The sequence below is a fragment of the Paenibacillus sp. FSL R10-2788 genome (assembly GCF_038003885.1).
Taxonomy (GTDB): domain Bacteria; phylum Bacillota; class Bacilli; order Paenibacillales; family Paenibacillaceae; genus Paenibacillus_AQ; species Paenibacillus_AQ odorifer.
The window spans coordinates 1-16,957 of the sequence record NZ_JBBOQA010000001.1 but is presented as its reverse complement, the minus strand read 5'-3'; the positions used below and the strand labels follow the sequence as shown (position 1 = coordinate 16,957).

General features: G+C 46.0%; 9 protein-coding genes and 3 rRNA genes. 1 reads left to right on the top strand and 11 read right to left on the bottom strand.

The genetic code is table 11. The features are described 5' to 3' along the window. Positions 1-27: 27 nt before the first annotated feature. The 5 genes from rrf to gyrA form a co-directional block, all read right to left on the bottom strand. Positions 28-144 (bottom strand): 5S ribosomal RNA (gene rrf / locus NSQ50_RS00060). A gap of 128 nt (positions 145-272) precedes the next feature. After that, a 23S ribosomal RNA gene (locus NSQ50_RS00055) occupies positions 273-3,198 on the bottom strand. A gap of 261 nt (positions 3,199-3,459) precedes the next feature. Next, positions 3,460-5,017 (bottom strand): 16S ribosomal RNA (locus NSQ50_RS00050). The 16S, 23S and 5S rRNA genes sit together here, the layout of an rRNA operon. 380 nt (positions 5,018-5,397) lie before the next feature. After that, a complete protein-coding gene (locus tag NSQ50_RS00045; RefSeq protein ID WP_038567989.1) occupies positions 5,398-6,495 on the bottom strand; it encodes an HD-GYP domain-containing protein in 1,098 nt (365 codons plus the stop codon). Between the two features lie 256 nt (positions 6,496-6,751). Next, the gene (gene gyrA, locus NSQ50_RS00040; protein WP_036677722.1) at positions 6,752-9,316 is read right to left on the bottom strand and encodes a DNA gyrase subunit A; all 2,565 of its coding nucleotides are present in this window, start codon (positions 9,314-9,316) and stop codon (positions 6,752-6,754) included. A 356-nt stretch (positions 9,317-9,672) separates the two neighbouring features. Between gyrA and NSQ50_RS00035 the strand changes: the two genes are divergently transcribed. Continuing rightward, positions 9,673-10,548, top strand: coding sequence for a YheC/YheD family protein (locus NSQ50_RS00035; RefSeq protein WP_052096700.1), 876 nt, complete (start codon positions 9,673-9,675; stop codon positions 10,546-10,548). An 80-nt stretch (positions 10,549-10,628) separates the two neighbouring features. Here the strand turns inward: NSQ50_RS00035 and gyrB are convergent, their stop codons facing one another. The 6 genes from gyrB to dnaA all read right to left on the bottom strand — a co-directional run bounded on the left by gyrB (position 10,629) and on the right by dnaA (position 16,957). Then, a complete protein-coding gene (gyrB, locus tag NSQ50_RS00030; protein WP_036677726.1) occupies positions 10,629-12,539 on the bottom strand; it encodes a DNA topoisomerase (ATP-hydrolyzing) subunit B in 1,911 nt (636 codons plus the stop codon). 47 nt (positions 12,540-12,586) lie between these two features. Continuing rightward, positions 12,587-12,835 carry an extracellular matrix regulator RemB gene (gene remB / locus NSQ50_RS00025; RefSeq protein ID WP_036677731.1) on the bottom strand — a complete coding sequence of 83 codons (249 nt, stop codon included), beginning with the start codon at positions 12,833-12,835 and terminating at the stop codon, positions 12,587-12,589. 17 nt (positions 12,836-12,852) lie between these two features. Beyond that, a complete protein-coding gene (gene recF / locus NSQ50_RS00020; protein ID WP_036677733.1) occupies positions 12,853-13,971 on the bottom strand; it encodes a DNA replication/repair protein RecF in 1,119 nt (372 codons plus the stop codon). A 23-nt stretch (positions 13,972-13,994) separates the two neighbouring features. After that, positions 13,995-14,222 carry a S4 domain-containing protein YaaA gene (gene yaaA, locus NSQ50_RS00015; protein ID WP_036677736.1) on the bottom strand — a complete coding sequence of 76 codons (228 nt, stop codon included), beginning with the start codon at positions 14,220-14,222 and terminating at the stop codon, positions 13,995-13,997. 48 nt (positions 14,223-14,270) lie between these two features. Further along, a complete protein-coding gene (gene dnaN / locus NSQ50_RS00010; protein WP_036677739.1) occupies positions 14,271-15,413 on the bottom strand; it encodes a DNA polymerase III subunit beta in 1,143 nt (380 codons plus the stop codon). Positions 15,414-15,610: 197 nt separating this feature from the next. Next, positions 15,611-16,957: a chromosomal replication initiator protein DnaA gene (dnaA, locus tag NSQ50_RS00005; protein ID WP_036677741.1), complete on the bottom strand. Its 1,347-nt coding sequence runs from the start codon at positions 16,955-16,957 to the stop codon at positions 15,611-15,613.

Below are 16,957 nucleotides of genomic sequence, written 5' to 3'. Positions count from 1 at the left end.
GTCGATTACTCAACAGTGGTCTTGCGTGCTTGGCAACGTCCTACTCTCCCAGGACCCTTCGGTCCAAGTACCATCGGCGCTGGAGGGCTTAACGGTCGTGTTCGGGATGGGTACGCGTGGAACCCCTCCGCTATCGCCACCAAACATGCGTCTGTGAAACAGACGCTGCCGCGTGAAATTCGGTTCATCACCAGAAGTGACAATGAATTTCTAAGCGTATTTCAGGCTTGATGCCTGAAAACTGAATCCGAAACGAATCTGCATTCTACGTATAGGATAAGCCCTCGACCGATTAGTATTGGTCAGCTCCATGCATTACTGCACTTCCACCTCCAACCTATCTACCTCGTCGTCTTCAAGGGGTCTTACTAATTGGGAAATCTCATCTTGAGGGGGCTTCACGCTTAGATGCTTTCAGCGCTTATCCCGTCCGTACGTAGCTACCCAGCCATGCTCCTGGCGGAACAACTGGTGCACCAGCGGTACGTCCATCCCGGTCCTCTCGTACTAAGGACAGCTCCTCTCAAATTTCCTGCGCCCACGACAGATAGGGACCGAACTGTCTCACGACGTTCTGAACCCAGCTCGCGTACCGCTTTAATGGGCGAACAGCCCAACCCTTGGGACCTACTTCAGCCCCAGGATGCGATGAGCCGACATCGAGGTGCCAAACCTCCCCGTCGATGTGGACTCTTGGGGGAGATAAGCCTGTTATCCCCAGGGTAGCTTTTATCCGTTGAGCGATGGCCCTTCCATGCGGTACCACCGGATCACTAAGTCCGACTTTCGTCCCTGCTCGACTTGTAGGTCTCGCAGTCAAGCTCCCTTATGCCTTTGCACTCTGCGAATGATTTCCAACCATTCTGAGGGAACCTTGGAACGCCTCCGTTACTCTTTAGGAGGCGACCGCCCCAGTCAAACTGCCCGCCTGACACGGTCCCCGTACCCGATAAGGGCACTAGGTTAGAACCTAGATACGATCAGGGTGGTATCCCAACGGCGCCTCCACCGAAGCTTGCGCTCCGATTTCTACGGCTCCCACCTATCCTGTACAGATCGTACCCAAATTCAATATCAAGCTGCAGTAAAGCTCCATGGGGTCTTTCCGTCTTGTCGCGGGTAACCTGCATCTTCACAGGTATTAAAATTTCACCGGATCTCTCGTTGAGACAGCGCCCAAGTCGTTACGCCATTCGTGCGGGTCAGAATTTACCTGACAAGGAATTTCGCTACCTTAGGACCGTTATAGTTACGGCCGCCGTTTACTGGGGCTTCGGTTCATAGCTTCGGGTTACCCCTAACCACTCCCCTTAACCTTCCAGCACCGGGCAGGCGTCAGCCCGTATACTTCGCCTTGCGGCTTCGCACAGACCTGTGTTTTTGCTAAACAGTCGCTTGGGCCTTTTCACTGCGGCCCCCTCGTGCTATTCACACTACCGGGGCACCCCTTCTCCCGAAGTTACGGGGTCATTTTGCCGAGTTCCTTAACGAGAGTTCTTCCGCGCGCCTTAGAATTCTCTTCTCGCCTACCTGTGTCGGTTTGCGGTACGGGCACCTTCTCCTGGCTAGAGGCTTTTCTTGGCAGTGTGAGATCATGACCTTCGCTACTATAATTTTCGCTCCCCATCACAGCCCAGCCTTATCGATGTGCGGATTTGCCTACACATCAGCCTCACTGCTTAGACGGACATCCATCAGTCCGCGTCACTACCCTCCTGCGTCACCCCATCGCTCATAGCGGATTACGGTGGTACAGTAATTTCAAACTGTTGTCCTTCGACTACGCCTTTCGGCCTCGCCTTAGGTCCCGACTTACCCTGAGCGGACGAGCCTTCCTCAGGAAACCTTGGGCTTTCGGCGGATCAGATTCTCACTGATCTTTTCGTTACTCATACCGGCATTCTCACTTGTGTAGTGTCCAGCGCTCTTTTCAGTACACCTTCAACCCCTACACAACGCTCCCCTACCCCAGATACATACGTATCTAGCCATAGCTTCGGTGGTGTGTTTAGCCCCGTTACATTTTCGGCGCAGAGTCACTCGACCAGTGAGCTATTACGCACTCTTTCAATGGTGGCTGCTTCTAAGCCAACATCCTGGTTGTCTGTGCAACTCCACATCCTTTCCCACTTAACACACACTTGGGGACCTTAGCTGATGGTCTGGGCTGTTTCCCTTTTGACAATGGATCTTAGCACTCACTGTCTGACTCCCGGCAATAAGTATATGGCATTCGGAGTTTGACTGAGCTTGGTAATCCTTGCGGACCCCGCACCCAATCAGTGCTCTACCTCCACTACTCTTATACCGAGGCTAGCCCTAAAGCTATTTCGGGGAGAACCAGCTATCTCCGAGTTCGATTGGAATTTCTCCGCTACCCCCACCTCATCCCCGCACTTTTCAACGTACGTGGGTTCGGGCCTCCAGTGCGTGTTACCGCACCTTCACCCTGGACAGGGGTAGATCACACGGTTTCGGGTCTACGTCCACATACTCATTCGCCCTATTCAGACTCGCTTTCGCTGCGGCTCCACCTTCTCGGCTTAACCTTGCATGTTAAACGTAACTCGCCGGTTCATTCTACAAAAGGCACGCCATCACCCATAGATCGGGCTCTGACTTTTTGTAAGCACACGGTTTCAGGTTCTATTTCACTCCCCTTCCGGGGTGCTTTTCACCTTTCCCTCACGGTACTGTTTCACTATCGGTCGCCAGGTAGTATTTAGCCTTAGCAGATGGTCCTGCTGGATTCATACGGGGTTTCACGTGCCCCGCACTACTCGGGATCCGTCTCGGAGAGAACACAGTTTAGGTTACAGGGCTTTTACCTCTATCGCGGGCCTTTCCAGACCTCTTCACCTACCATATTCCTTTGTAACTCCATGTGAGACGTCCCACAACCCCTAAGAGCAAGCTCTTAGGTTTAGGCTGTTCCGCGTTCGCTCGCCGCTACTGACGGAATCACTATTGTTTTCTCTTCCTCAGGGTACTTAGATGTTTCAGTTCCCCTGGTCTGCCTCTACATTTCCTATGTATTCAGAAATGAGTAACTGCGAATTACCACAGCTGGGTTTCCCCATTCGGACACCCCCGGATCAAAGCTTGCTTACAGCTCCCCGAGGCAGTTTCGTTGTTCGCCACGTCCTTCGTCGGCTCCTGGCGCCTAGGCATCCTCCGTGTGCTCTTATTAGCTTAACCTTGATTCTTCCGTAGGAAAATATCATACGATGATATTCTCTTTGGAATCATCTCACTAATAACATTTACTTGTTTGCACAAGTTGCTAAAAGATGTTCTAAAACGCAAATTCGTTTCGGTATCCAGTTTTCAAGGATCAAGTCTTACTTGAGAGCTTAACTCTCAAAACTGAGCAACGAGTGAGTAACAGGCCTAAACCTGAGTTTTGGAAGCTGAGCTTCCGATTTGAATGTCCTCATTGCAGAGAACGATTCTCCATAGAAAGGAGGTGATCCAGCCGCACCTTCCGATACGGCTACCTTGTTACGACTTCACCCCAATCATCTACCCCACCTTCGGCGGCTGGCTCCCTTGCGGGTTACCCCACCGACTTCGGGTGTTGTAAACTCTCGTGGTGTGACGGGCGGTGTGTACAAGACCCGGGAACGTATTCACCGCGGCATGCTGATCCGCGATTACTAGCAATTCCGACTTCATGCAGGCGAGTTGCAGCCTGCAATCCGAACTGAGACCGGCTTTGATGGGATTGGCTCCACCTCGCGGCTTCGCTTCCCGTTGTACCGGCCATTGTAGTACGTGTGTAGCCCAGGTCATAAGGGGCATGATGATTTGACGTCATCCCCACCTTCCTCCGGTTTGTCACCGGCAGTCACTCTAGAGTGCCCAGCTTAACCTGCTGGCAACTAAAGTTAAGGGTTGCGCTCGTTGCGGGACTTAACCCAACATCTCACGACACGAGCTGACGACAACCATGCACCACCTGTCTCCTCTGTCCCGAAGGCCGCTGCTATCTCTAGCAGATTCAGAGGGATGTCAAGACCTGGTAAGGTTCTTCGCGTTGCTTCGAATTAAACCACATACTCCACTGCTTGTGCGGGTCCCCGTCAATTCCTTTGAGTTTCAGTCTTGCGACCGTACTCCCCAGGCGGAGTGCTTACTGTGTTAACTTCGGCACCAAGGGTATCGAAACCCCTAACACCTAGCACTCATCGTTTACGGCGTGGACTACCAGGGTATCTAATCCTGTTTGCTCCCCACGCTTTCGCGCCTCAGCGTCAGTTACAGCCCAGAAAGTCGCCTTCGCCACTGGTGTTCCTCCACATATCTACGCATTTCACCGCTACACGTGGAATTCCACTTTCCTCTTCTGTACTCAAGCCACCCAGTTTCCAGTGCGACCTCAGGTTGAGCCCAAGGTTTAAACACCAGACTTAAATAGCCGCCTGCGCGCGCTTTACGCCCAATAATTCCGGACAACGCTTGCCCCCTACGTATTACCGCGGCTGCTGGCACGTAGTTAGCCGGGGCTTTCTTCTCAGGTACCGTCACTCCGATAGCAGTTACTCTACCGGACGTTCTTCCCTGGCAACAGAGCTTTACGATCCGAAAACCTTCATCACTCACGCGGCGTTGCTCCGTCAGGCTTTCGCCCATTGCGGAAGATTCCCTACTGCTGCCTCCCGTAGGAGTCTGGGCCGTGTCTCAGTCCCAGTGTGGCCGTTCACCCTCTCAGGTCGGCTACGCATCGTCGCCTTGGTGGGCCGTTACCCCACCAACTAGCTAATGCGCCGCAGGCCCATCCCTCAGTGACAGATTGCTCCGTCTTTCATTCTTCTCTCAGGAGAAAAAAGAAATTATCCGGTATTAGCTACCGTTTCCGGTAGTTATCCCAGTCTGAAGGGCAGGTTGCCTACGTGTTACTCACCCGTCCGCCGCTAAGTTATTTTGAAAGCAAGCTTTCAAAATAACTCCGCTCGACTTGCATGTATTAGGCACGCCGCCAGCGTTCGTCCTGAGCCAGGATCAAACTCTCCAATTAGTATTGAAAAGAGCGATATGCTCATTTTGAAACATCTGACGAGAAAATTAATTCTCTAATTTTGGATTTCACTTGCGTGATTTCCTACTCACTCGTTGTTCAGTTTTCAAAGATCAAGTTCTCGTTGACGCCGTTTAATGTCTCAGCAGCAACTCTTATACTATATCATGTTCGGCTATTTAATGTCAAGCTCTTTTTTTAACCTCATTTTCGAGCTCGGCATGTGTATTTCTTGGCCGGACTTAGAATATATCATGTATAGAGATTCATTGCAAGAGTTTTTTTGAAATATAATAGATAAATGAGAGACTGTGCTGCCATAAGCCTCAATACTGCGATATATAATGGCTAGCACAGCCTTATTCCCTTGTAACTACACCCTAAGCAATGATCTCTTGAATATACAATTCACGTTCCAACATCAAGTTAACTATCGTATCTTCAATTTTAACCATCGGACGTGTAGGGTTTGCGCGATCAGTGAAGATAATCTCCCCATGACGGCCATCACTTAATTTGATTCTAGTGCCATTAAAGAGATCAGTGCTCTTCTGTATAAACGTCTGCACAATCACTGGGTCAAGCTTACCGAAGCTTTCTGTCAGAATCTGCTCTAGTACCAAATAAGGAGACTGTGCTCTTCTGTAGGCTCTTTCTAAGGTCATAGCATGGAATATATCTGCTACTGCGACTACTTTAGCGTAGAAATGAATCTGACTGCCATCCAGCTTCAATGGATAACCAGAGCCATCAACCTTCTCATGATGCTGCAAGGCGGCAAGTCTTACCCCTTCATTAATCGCTGTAACATTGCGTAATAATTGATAACCATATGTAGTGTGTCGGCGAACCTCTTCTATTTCACTATTGTTAAGCGACTCCGGTTTCTGTAAAAGTGAGCTGTCTACTTTTGCATTGCCGATATCATGTAATAATCCTGCAAAAGCAATCTGCATCCAATCCTTTTGTGGGTACCCACACCACTGAGCGATTTTATAGGAGGTCAACGCGGACAACACAGCATTATGATAGTTGTAATCCTCATATTTTAAAGTGCGCGGTGTAAACTTCAAGACATGATAATCCTTCAAATAACCTATTAGTGTCTCTAACTGACTGCGCAGCTCAAAAATAGGAAGTGAAGCTGCCGTTACCGATCGATAGCTGTTCTTAATAAGAGTGAGCAGTTTATCGTATTCATCATGTAGAGGAGAATTAGTCTTGGCCAACATCGATTCGTTGATAATGGCTCCAGCTTTAGGGGAAGCTTGCTTAGCTGTTGTTTTGGCTCCATCCGAACTCGCCTCACCTTGGTCACCTTCGATTTCCACTTGCCCAATCAAAAAAGCCTGTAAAATATCTAGATCACGAGGGAGCAATATTTTTCCCTTAGTGAATAAAGTCCCCCCTAAAGGTGTAATTACATCCTTTATTATCTTTGAGCCTGCTTTAACTTCTCCAACCAATATATTTGGCATATACTCAGCCCCTTAATTTCTATAAGCCGTACACCCAGCATTACCTCACATTGATAAGACAGATAATTTCTGAGAAATTAGTACTTTATAGGATTCTATTGGCTAATTATAGTACGGAAAAATGGAAGACACTAGTGCAGTGAAAACTATTCTTTCAAAATATTTATTTTATTTTATGAAGCATCGGTCATTCAAAAAGCAGCAAAAAGAGCAAGAACTTCTGGAATAGAAGCCCTTGCTCTTTTTTGAATTCAACCTATTCTAAGTCAGTGTCTTCGTCCTCAGTCAGGATCTCAGGCTGATCAATATCGCCAGATTCCTCGACTGTATCTTGCCCATCCAGGCCTTCTTGCCCTTCCAAGCCTTCCAGACCTTCCACTTCCTCAGATTCATCCTCTTCGTTCTTGTCAGCTCTACACAGGGTAGCTACTGCGTCATCCTCACGGATGTTAATCAGCTTAACCCCTTGAGCATAACGGCCCATAGTAGAGATTCCATCCATGCTGGTACGAATCAGGGTACCGCTAGTCGTAATGATCATTAAGTCTTCATCCTTCTTAACGACCTTAAGACCCACTACAGGACCATTCTTATCTGTGAGATTAATGGTCTTGATCCCTTTACCACCACGAGTCTGGGAACGATAATCACCGGCTGGTGTCCGTTTACCATAACCCTTGGTAGTAACAATCAGAACCTCAAGCTCTTTATCGACACAGTCCATACCAATAACATGGTCATTACCGTCAAGCGTAATACCCTTAACGCCAGTCGCGCTACGTCCCATAGAACGCACATCATTCTCTGAGAACGTAATCGACATTCCGCGAGCTGTACCGATAATGAGATTTTGCTGTCCATCAGTCAGCTTAACCTCGATCAGGGAATCTTCTTCACGAAGATTAATAGCAATAAGACCGCCTTTACGGATGTTATTATAATCCCCAAGAGGCGTCTTCTTCACGATACCCTCGCGGGTAGCAAAGAACAAATATTTGTCGCTATCGCCATCTTCCACTTGGATTACCGCACTAATCTTCTCACCTTGTTCGATTTGAATCAGGTTGATGATTGGTGTCCCCCGGGCTGTACGACCCAATTCTGGGATCTCATAAGCTTTAATCCGGTATACTTTACCCTTATCGGTAAAGAACATCAGATAGTTATGAGAGTTACTCACGAAGAGATGCTCCACAAAATCCTGGTCCTTGGTGTCCATCCCCATGACTCCGCGACCTCCGCGCTTCTGACTGCGGTAGGTGCTGACAGGTAGACGTTTGATATATCCTGTATGTGTAATAGTGATAACAACCTCTTCACGTGGAATAAGGTCTTCATCCAGGATACTTTCTTCACCAACCGTAATCTCTGTCCGGCGTTCATCAGAATATCTATCACGGATATCCTGCAGCTCGTTGCTGATGATTTCCAGTACAAGATGCTCGTTAGCCAGAATTTCACGGTACTCTGCAATTTTAACGATCAATTCGTTATATTCATTCTCGATCTTTTCCCGTTCCAGACCGGTCAGACGTTGCATCCGCATATCGAGGATAGCCTGGGCCTGCTCTAAACTGAGGCTAAAGGTGCTCATTAATCCTTCGCGGGCTATATCAGTTGTCCGCGAAGCACGGATTAACGCAATCACTTCATCCAGATGATCAAGCGCAATGCGCAGACCTTCTAAGATATGAGCGCGTGCTTCAGCTTTTTTAAGATCAAATATAGTACGACGACGAATAACTTCAATCTGGTGCTGCAAATAATGATAAAGTACATCACGCAGATTAAGAATTTTCGGCTCGTTATTTACGATGGCAAGCATGTTGATCCCAAATGTGGATTGCATAGAAGTATGTTTATATAGATTGTTTAATACTACATTTGGATTAACATCGCGTCTCATCTCAACAACTACACGCATACCATTACGGTCAGACTCATCTCGAAGATCCGTTATACCTTCGATCCGTTTCTCACGTACTAATTCTGCGATTTTTTCAACCAATCTTGCTTTGTTAACCTGGTATGGAAGCTCATGCACAATGATGCGAGCCTTGCCGTTGTTCTCTTCGATCGTTGCCTTCGCACGCATGGTTACTGAACCACGACCCGTACGATAAGCCTGACGAATGCCCTCACGACCCAAAATATATCCAGCCGTAGGGAAATCCGGACCTTGGATAAACTCCATCAATTCCATTGGCGTGATATCAGGATTCTTAATCATCGCCTGCACACCATCGATAACTTCACCAAGGTTATGCGGTGGAATATTAGTAGCCATACCTACAGCAATACCAGATACCCCATTTACGAGCAGATTCGGATAACGGGCTGGCAATACAACCGGCTCATTCTCTTCACCATCATAGTTGGGTGCGAAGTCAACTGTCTCTTTGTTCAAATCACGAAGCATTTCGCCTGCAATCTTGGAAAGACGGGCTTCTGTGTACCGCATCGCCGCGGCCATATCACCATCAATCGAACCAAAGTTCCCGTGACCGTCTACAAGCATATAGCGCATCGAGAAATCCTGAGCCATCCGTACCATTGTTTCATAGACAGCTGAGTCACCGTGAGGGTGGTACTTACCGATAACCTCACCAACGATTCTTGCAGATTTCTTATGAGGCTTATCCGCAGACATTCCAAGCTCCGACATCGCAAACAAAATGCGTCGGTGAACCGGCTTGAGTCCGTCCCGCACATCTGGCAAAGCCCGGCTAACAATGATGCTCATTGCGTAATCCATAAAGGATTCACGCATTTCCACGCCAATGTCCCGATCTTTGACTTGTGGGTTATTTTGTTCAGCCATGAGTTGCTGGACCTCCTTCAGTTAAAAAACCGCTACCCTTAATTATATTACTTTCACAAAAGTAGCACAATTAAACATGATAGCCTTTTATCTTCTAATATTGATTTCTTTTTGCGCTTATCAGGGTATTTGCCCTTTCCGCAAATATCTTTACTACATAGACTGTAAAGACAAGAAACACGGTTTTATTATCCTAATATCGTTCGATAAGGCATAACCCCATATCCTTATATTATACCATTGTTTAGGTAGCTTGTCCTGATTTTCAGCTGTCAAAGATTATGCTGCCACTGCATTTTTTACAACAAGGAACCCAAAGGACCTATTCCTGCACAAAACTCATAAGGAGGAAGATAATGAAGATTCAACGCGTCCCAAGCAAATGGGCTAAAACGAAAGTCATCCTTCAAAATCACTCTCTATTGCAATATGTGCCTGATACCCGTAAATTCGATGTCAATGCTCTTAAGGAAATGCTTGCGTTATATACAATGGTCTATATTAAGCCTGATCGGGGAAGTTATGGTATCGGTGTAATGAGAGCTGAGCAGCGTACTGTAACTCTTAGCACTAGCAAACAGAAAGCTGAACACGGTACCGACCTCGATAACGTTAATAAAGAAGAGCCCGAAGAACAGATCTTGTATATTTTAAGATATGGGAAGACTGCGGAAGTGTTTTTCTCACCAGAAGAGCTGTATGAGAACTTACAGAAACGAATTCAGAATCGAACCTATTTGATTCAAAAAGGGATTGACCTTCTGCGTCATCAAGACCGCCCTTTTGATCTTCGGGTTCTTACCCAAAAGACTCCATCAGGAGTATGGGAAACAACAGGAATGCTTGGAAGAGTAGCTGCCCCTCAAAAAATCGTCACCAATTATCACAGTGGAGGCAGTATCCTTTCCGTAAGTACTCTACTAAAAAACTATATGCCGCCCTCCCAAGTCCTAGTTACGATCAATCACTTAAAAGCTTTGGGTATACAAATTGCGACACAGCTTCAATCTGCCTATCCAGGAATCAAAGAGATTGGTCTGGATATTGCCATGGATCAACATCTGGATATGTGGCTGCTGGAAGTCAACACTCTTCCGTCCATTGCTGTATTCAAATTATTTCCTGATAAATCAATCTATCGTAAAATACATCGCTATGCCGTAGCCTATGGACGTGTAAAAGCAAGAAAATCCCCTTATTCGACCCGCAATAAACAATCTACAAGAGCCTAAAAAGAAGCTTGAAATCAAAGAACCTCCAGCGTTCTCATTCCGTTAGGAATAGAAGCCGGAGGTTGTATTAAATATTTTTCTTACACATCAAGGTATCTAACGTTCTTGGCATGCTCATGGATAAAGTCACGTCTTGGTTCAACATTGTCACCCATAAGTGTATCAAAAATACTATCTGCCAGCATCGCATCTTCAATCGTAACCTGGAGCATCATACGGGTCTCTGGGTCCATCGTTGTGTCCCAAAGTTGGGTTGCATTCATCTCTCCCAAACCTTTGTAACGTTGGACGTTAACCTTCGCATTTTCTCCAAAAGAAGCGATAATATCATCACGTTCCTTCTCGCTGCCTGCGTAGCGGATAACCTTATTGCGCTCAATCTTAAAGAGAGGAGGCTGTGCAATATAGATATAACCCGCGTCTACTAGCTTCCGCATGTAACGATAGAAGAACGTTAGTAATAGCGTTCTAATATGGGCTCCATCGACGTCGGCATCGGTCATAATAACGACTTTATGGTAGCGAGCCTTCGATAAGTCAAAGTCATCGCTGATCCCTGTGCCCAAAGCCGTAATGATGGCGCGAATCTCGGCGTTAGATAAAATACGGTCAAGCCGAGCTTTTTCAACGTTTAGGATCTTACCACGCAACGGTAGAATCGCTTGGAAATGGCGATCCCGGCCTTGCTTAGCCGATCCACCCGCTGAGTCACCTTCGACGATGTATAGTTCGCTGATCGAGGCATCCTTGGATGAACAGTCGGCGAGTTTACCAGGCAGAGCACTGACTTCAAGCGCACTCTTCCGACGGGTTAACTCACGTGCCTTACGGGCAGCTTCTCGTGCGCGTGAAGCGGAAAGTGATTTCTCAAGAACGCGACGTGATACTGCTGGATTTTCTTCCAGGAACTCTTGTAATTTCTCTCCGAACAGTGATTCTACGATACCCCGCACTTCACTATTTCCGAGCTTAGTTTTCGTTTGACCTTCGAATTGTGGATCTGGAATTTTGACAGAAATAATGGCTGTCAATCCTTCACGCACGTCATCACCAGTCAGATTCGAATTGCTATCCTTCAGTACTCCCGCTTTACGAGCATAATCGTTGATGATACGGGTCAGCGCACTTTTAAAGCCGGATTCATGCGTTCCGCCCTCATGCGTATTAATATTATTCGCAAAAGAGTAGATGTTCTCAGTATACGAATCGTTATATTGGAGAGCCACTTCAACTTGGATCATATCGCGTGAGCCTTCCACGTAGATCGGATCCTCATGTAGTGCTTCTTTTTTCTCATTCAAATATTTCACATATTCAACGATACCACCCTCGTATTTGAACACGTTGGTGACATCCGTCCGCTCATCATGAAGCGAAAGCTCGATTCCTTTGTTAAGAAAAGCTAGCTCCCGAATACGAGTAAGCAGTGTCGAATATTCAAAAACTGTGGTTTCCGTAAATATTTCAGGATCCGGATGAAAGGTTGTAGTCGTTCCTGTCTCATCTGAATCGCCAACAATTTTGATATCATACTGCGGTGCACCGCGTCTATATTCCTGTTGGTAGATATGACCGTCACGTTTGACCTTAACAAGGACCTTTTCAGACAAGGCATTTACTACAGAGATACCCACACCATGCAAACCACCGGAAACTTTATATCCGCCACCGCCGAATTTACCGCCTGCATGCAGCACGGTCATTACGACTTCAAGCGTCGACTTCTTAAGCTTTACATTCTCACCTACAGGTATGCCACGTCCATTATCGATAACAGTGATCGCGTTATCCTCATGTATAATCACTTGAATCCGGTCACAATAACCTGCGAGTGCCTCATCGATACTATTATCGACGACCTCCCATACCAAGTGATGGAGACCTTTAGAACTAGTCGAACCAATATACATGCCCGGACGTTTCCGAACCGCTTCCAGCCCTTCCAGTACCTGAATCTGGCTCTCATCATATGTCGGTTGATTCATTGACATGCCTTCACCTACTTCTTTCTGATTATCTCTTTGTTACCAAATGCAAGTTATATTTCGAGCAAAATTTTGGCTCTTTTTTTAAGAGTGGAGGAGGAAATTGGGGAGTAATACACGATATTTTTAGTTACGACAATAGATTTTGCTTCCTCTTCGCCAATCCGCTCAAGCTTCTTATCCTGCTCAGAGTGAATAACGAATTGCTTAGATACCTTGGAAGATTTCTCAATCGAAATATCAAATATAGCAATTAACTCCGAAGACCTAATGATCTTCTCCCCGCCCAAATGAATATACATGATCGTCCTCCGCTCTTTTATAACTCAACTTTTCCATCATGAACATGAAATAGGCTGGCGCCCTTTAATTTATCGGCATTTAGACCCTCAATTCCGGTAGCGGTAATGAATGTCTGTACCTTGCTTTGAAAGGTTTCAATAAGCTGGGTCTGGCGGTAAGGATCAAGCTCGGATAAAACATCATCAAGAAGCAGCACAGGATATTCTCCGATTTCCTCATGGATCAGCTCGATTTCCGCCAGCTTAAGCGATAAAGCCGTGGTACGCTGCTGTCCTTGAGAACCGTAGACCTGAGCTTCCCTTCCGTTGATAAAAAAGGACAGGTCATCCCGATGGGGACCCGTCAGCGTCATGCCGCGCCTGATTTCTTGTTCTCTCGTTTGTGATAACTTTAACATAAAATTGTCTAATAAGACAGCTTCATCTTCCTCATCCCGATCGCCGAAAGAGGGGACATAGAGCAATTTCAGTTCTTCTCCGCCGTTCGTAATCCCCCGGTGAATGCTTTCAGCCCATATTTGCAGCTTCTTTATGAATTGTTTCCTTTTTTTGACGATTTTAACACCATGCTCTACAAGCTGAGCATCCCAGATTTCCAGAAGCTCTTTCCCTGCAGCCTCTTTTCCCCATAATTGCTTTAAGAGATTGCCTCTTTGCAAGAGAATTTTTTGATACTGCTGTAGGTGAAATAGATAACTAGGCTGGACTTGGCCGATCTCCATATCAAGAAAACGCCGTCTGATACCAGGGGTCCCTTTTACAATCTCTAAATCTTCCGGTGCAAACATGACCACATTAAGAGATCCAACAAACTCACTAAGGCGCCGCTGCTCCAAGCCATTGATCTTGGCTTTTTTACCTTTGGCAGATAGGGTGAGCTCCAGCTTGAGATCGCCATACTTTCGTTCTACCTCGGCAACGATCTGAGCTGCATCTCCGGGGGCATCGAAGGAGATAAGTTCGCGGTCCTTAGAGGTACGGTGGCTTTTGGTCATCGCCAGGACGAACAATGCCTCCATGAGGTTTGTTTTGCCTTGGGCGTTCTGACCCAGAATCAGATTCACATCGCCCAGGCTCTCCAGACGCAGCAGCCCGTAATTCCGATAATGCTGCAGACCGATATTTTTAACAAACACGAAATGGTTCCTCCCCTAGCGTACTACTCTTTTACTCCTCCGCCTTCAACCTCAAAGGTCCCGTTATCCTGCACTTCAATTTTGTCACCCGGATAAAGTTTTCTGCCGCGCCGTTCCTCTACTTCTCCGTTGACCAATACGTGACCTTCCTGCAATAAAGCTTTGGCCATTCCACCTGTGGATACACAATCTGCGAGTTTCAGAAATTGGTCCAGCTTAATGTATCCACTGTGGATAAGTATTTTTTTCATGGTTTTTATCCTTTCAGCCACTTATCCACATGTTCATGAATGTTGGCATTAATTTGTTGTACGGTAAGGCAAAATGATATACAAGCTATTGGTTTGGTCAAGTGGTTTCAAAATGATCGGACTCATCATCCCTGTAAATGCAATAACGAGCTGCTCACTCTCTATGACCTTTAATACATCAAGCATATATTTCGAGTTGAAAGATATTTTGAGAGGTTCACCTTTGAAATCAATGACTTCAAGTTCCTCGCGAACTTTACCCAGCTCTGATGAGCTTGAAGAAATTTCAATACCGCCTTGATCAAGCGTCTGCATACGAACAATATTTGTTTTCTCTTCCCGGGACAGCAAATAAGCACGATCAATCGATTCGCTTAATTTTTTTGTATCTAAAGTTAGTTCTGTTTTGTAGGTTGTTGGAATAATTCTAGAAGTATCAGGATAAATCCCATCAAGGATCCGTGAATAAAACAGTACTTTGTCGATTTTGAAGAGAACTTGATTATCCGCAACGACAATATCAACCAGCATATTTTGGTCAGGGATAATTTTGCTGAGCTCATTAAGGGTTTTACCGGCAATAACAATATTTCCGAAATTGACATTTTCCGTGCCTTCAAGTTTAGCAGCTCTTGTTGCCAAGCGGTGACGGTCAGTCGCTGTAAACTTAAACTCATTGTCGCTCAGATTCCATAGTATACCCGTTAATATCGGAGTTGTCTCTTGGGTAGAAATAGAAAAGGCTGTTTGTTTAATCATATTTTTCAGCAAATCACCTGGTAGAGAGATCGTGTCATTCTCTTCAATGCTCGGCAACACTGGGAATTCTTCAGGGTCTAAACCTACCATCTGAATCTCAGTGGATCCGGAAGAAATGTACGTTTGGAATCCTTCTTTTACTTCCATGTGGATTTCTTTGGAGGGCAGCTTCTTAATAATCTCGACGAAAAATTTAGCGGGAAGAACAACACTTCCTGGCTGATCTATCTTCACGATGGTGTGGCTGTCATTCTCTGCTGGAATAAACGATTGAATAGAAATATCGGTATCACTTGCAGTTAATGTGACGCCTTGATGGCTAACTTCCAGTTTAATACCGGTCAAAATAGGGATTGTTGTTCTGCTGGATATAGCTTTGGATACGTGTTGAATGGATTCGTTGAGCTCATTTTTAAGAATGCTTATTTTCATGATTTCACTCCTAGCTGAAAAATTGGGAATTTCGATGGATTTGAGTCTGTTAATTACGCGTCTTTACATGATGAATTATTATAGTTATTTAATAGTATTAGTAGTAGGGGCGACGAATATGTGGATAACCCCACCAAACAGCATAAAATTAAGCCTACCCACATGTGTATAGATTGTGTATAGGCTCTTTGTTCCTCTTAGGAAGGATTTTTAATTTTCTCCGCAAGATTATTTACCACTTTGTACAACTCCTGATCGACCTTTAATGCCTGTGTAATTTTATCGTGCGCATGAATGACGGTCGTATGGTCACGTCCTCCGAAAGCCTCACCAATCTTAGGCAGTGAATAATCCGTTAGTTCACGGGATAGATACATTGCGATTTGACGTGGAAACGCTACGGCCTTGGTTCTTTTGCGTGCTTTGAAGTCTTCAAGGCGCAAATTGTAGTATTCTCCGACTTTTTGCTGAATATCAGCGATGGTGATCATCTTGGGACGACTGGAAGGAATAATATCCTTGAGCGCTTCAGCTGCCAAATGAGTGGTTACATCCTGGTTGGTAAGCGAAGAATAAGCAACTACCCGGATTAATGCACCCTCAAGCTCACGAATATTGGTGTCAATCTGGTTGGCAATATACATCATGGCCTCATTAGGGATATCAAGGTTCTCTGCCTTAGCCTTTTTGCGTAAAATCGCAATCCGGGTCTCCAGATCTGGTGGTTGAATATCCGTAATCAAGCCCCATTCGAACCGGGAACGCAGCCGTTCTTCCAGTGTGGGAATTTCCTTTGGTGGTCGGTCGCTGGAGATGATAATTTGCTTGCGTTCTTCGTGGAGCGCATTGAAAGTATGGAAAAACTCCTCCTGTGTAGACTCTTTTCCAGCGAGGAATTGAATGTCGTCGATAAGCAAAATGTCAACATTACGATACTTGTTACGGAAGCTTTCACCGCGGTTATCACGGATCGAATTGATAAATTCATTCGTGAATTTCTCAGACGAGATGTAAATTACCTTGTTATTTGGGTTATGTTCCAGGACATAGTGCCCAATTGCGTGCATCAAATGGGTTTTGCCCAGACCTACTCCACCGTATAAAAACAAGGGATTGTATGCTTTGGCTGGTGCTTCGGCCACTGCCAGTGAGGCTGCATGCGCAAAGCGGTTCCCAGAGCCGATTACAAAGGTGTCAAAAGTGTACTTTGGATTAAGCAGATGCGTTTGTGCTTCTTCTCTTGATACTACGGGAGTCGGAGCGGATTGCTGAACCACAAGCTCAGGCGGCTTGCTTTCTTCAATCACGAATTTTACATCCACTTGTTTCCCTGTGACTTCGTAGACGGTTGCTCCTACCAGTTTGGTGTAACGACTTTCCAGCCATTCTACAGCAAACGTTGTAGGTGCCGAGATAATGAGAACCTGGGAGTTGAAGGTTATCGCTTTAGTAGCCTTAAACCAGGTATCAAAGCTCGGCTTGCTTAATTTGGTTTGAATAATCGATAAAATTTGCTGCCATAATTCGGAAGTATGGCTGTCCAC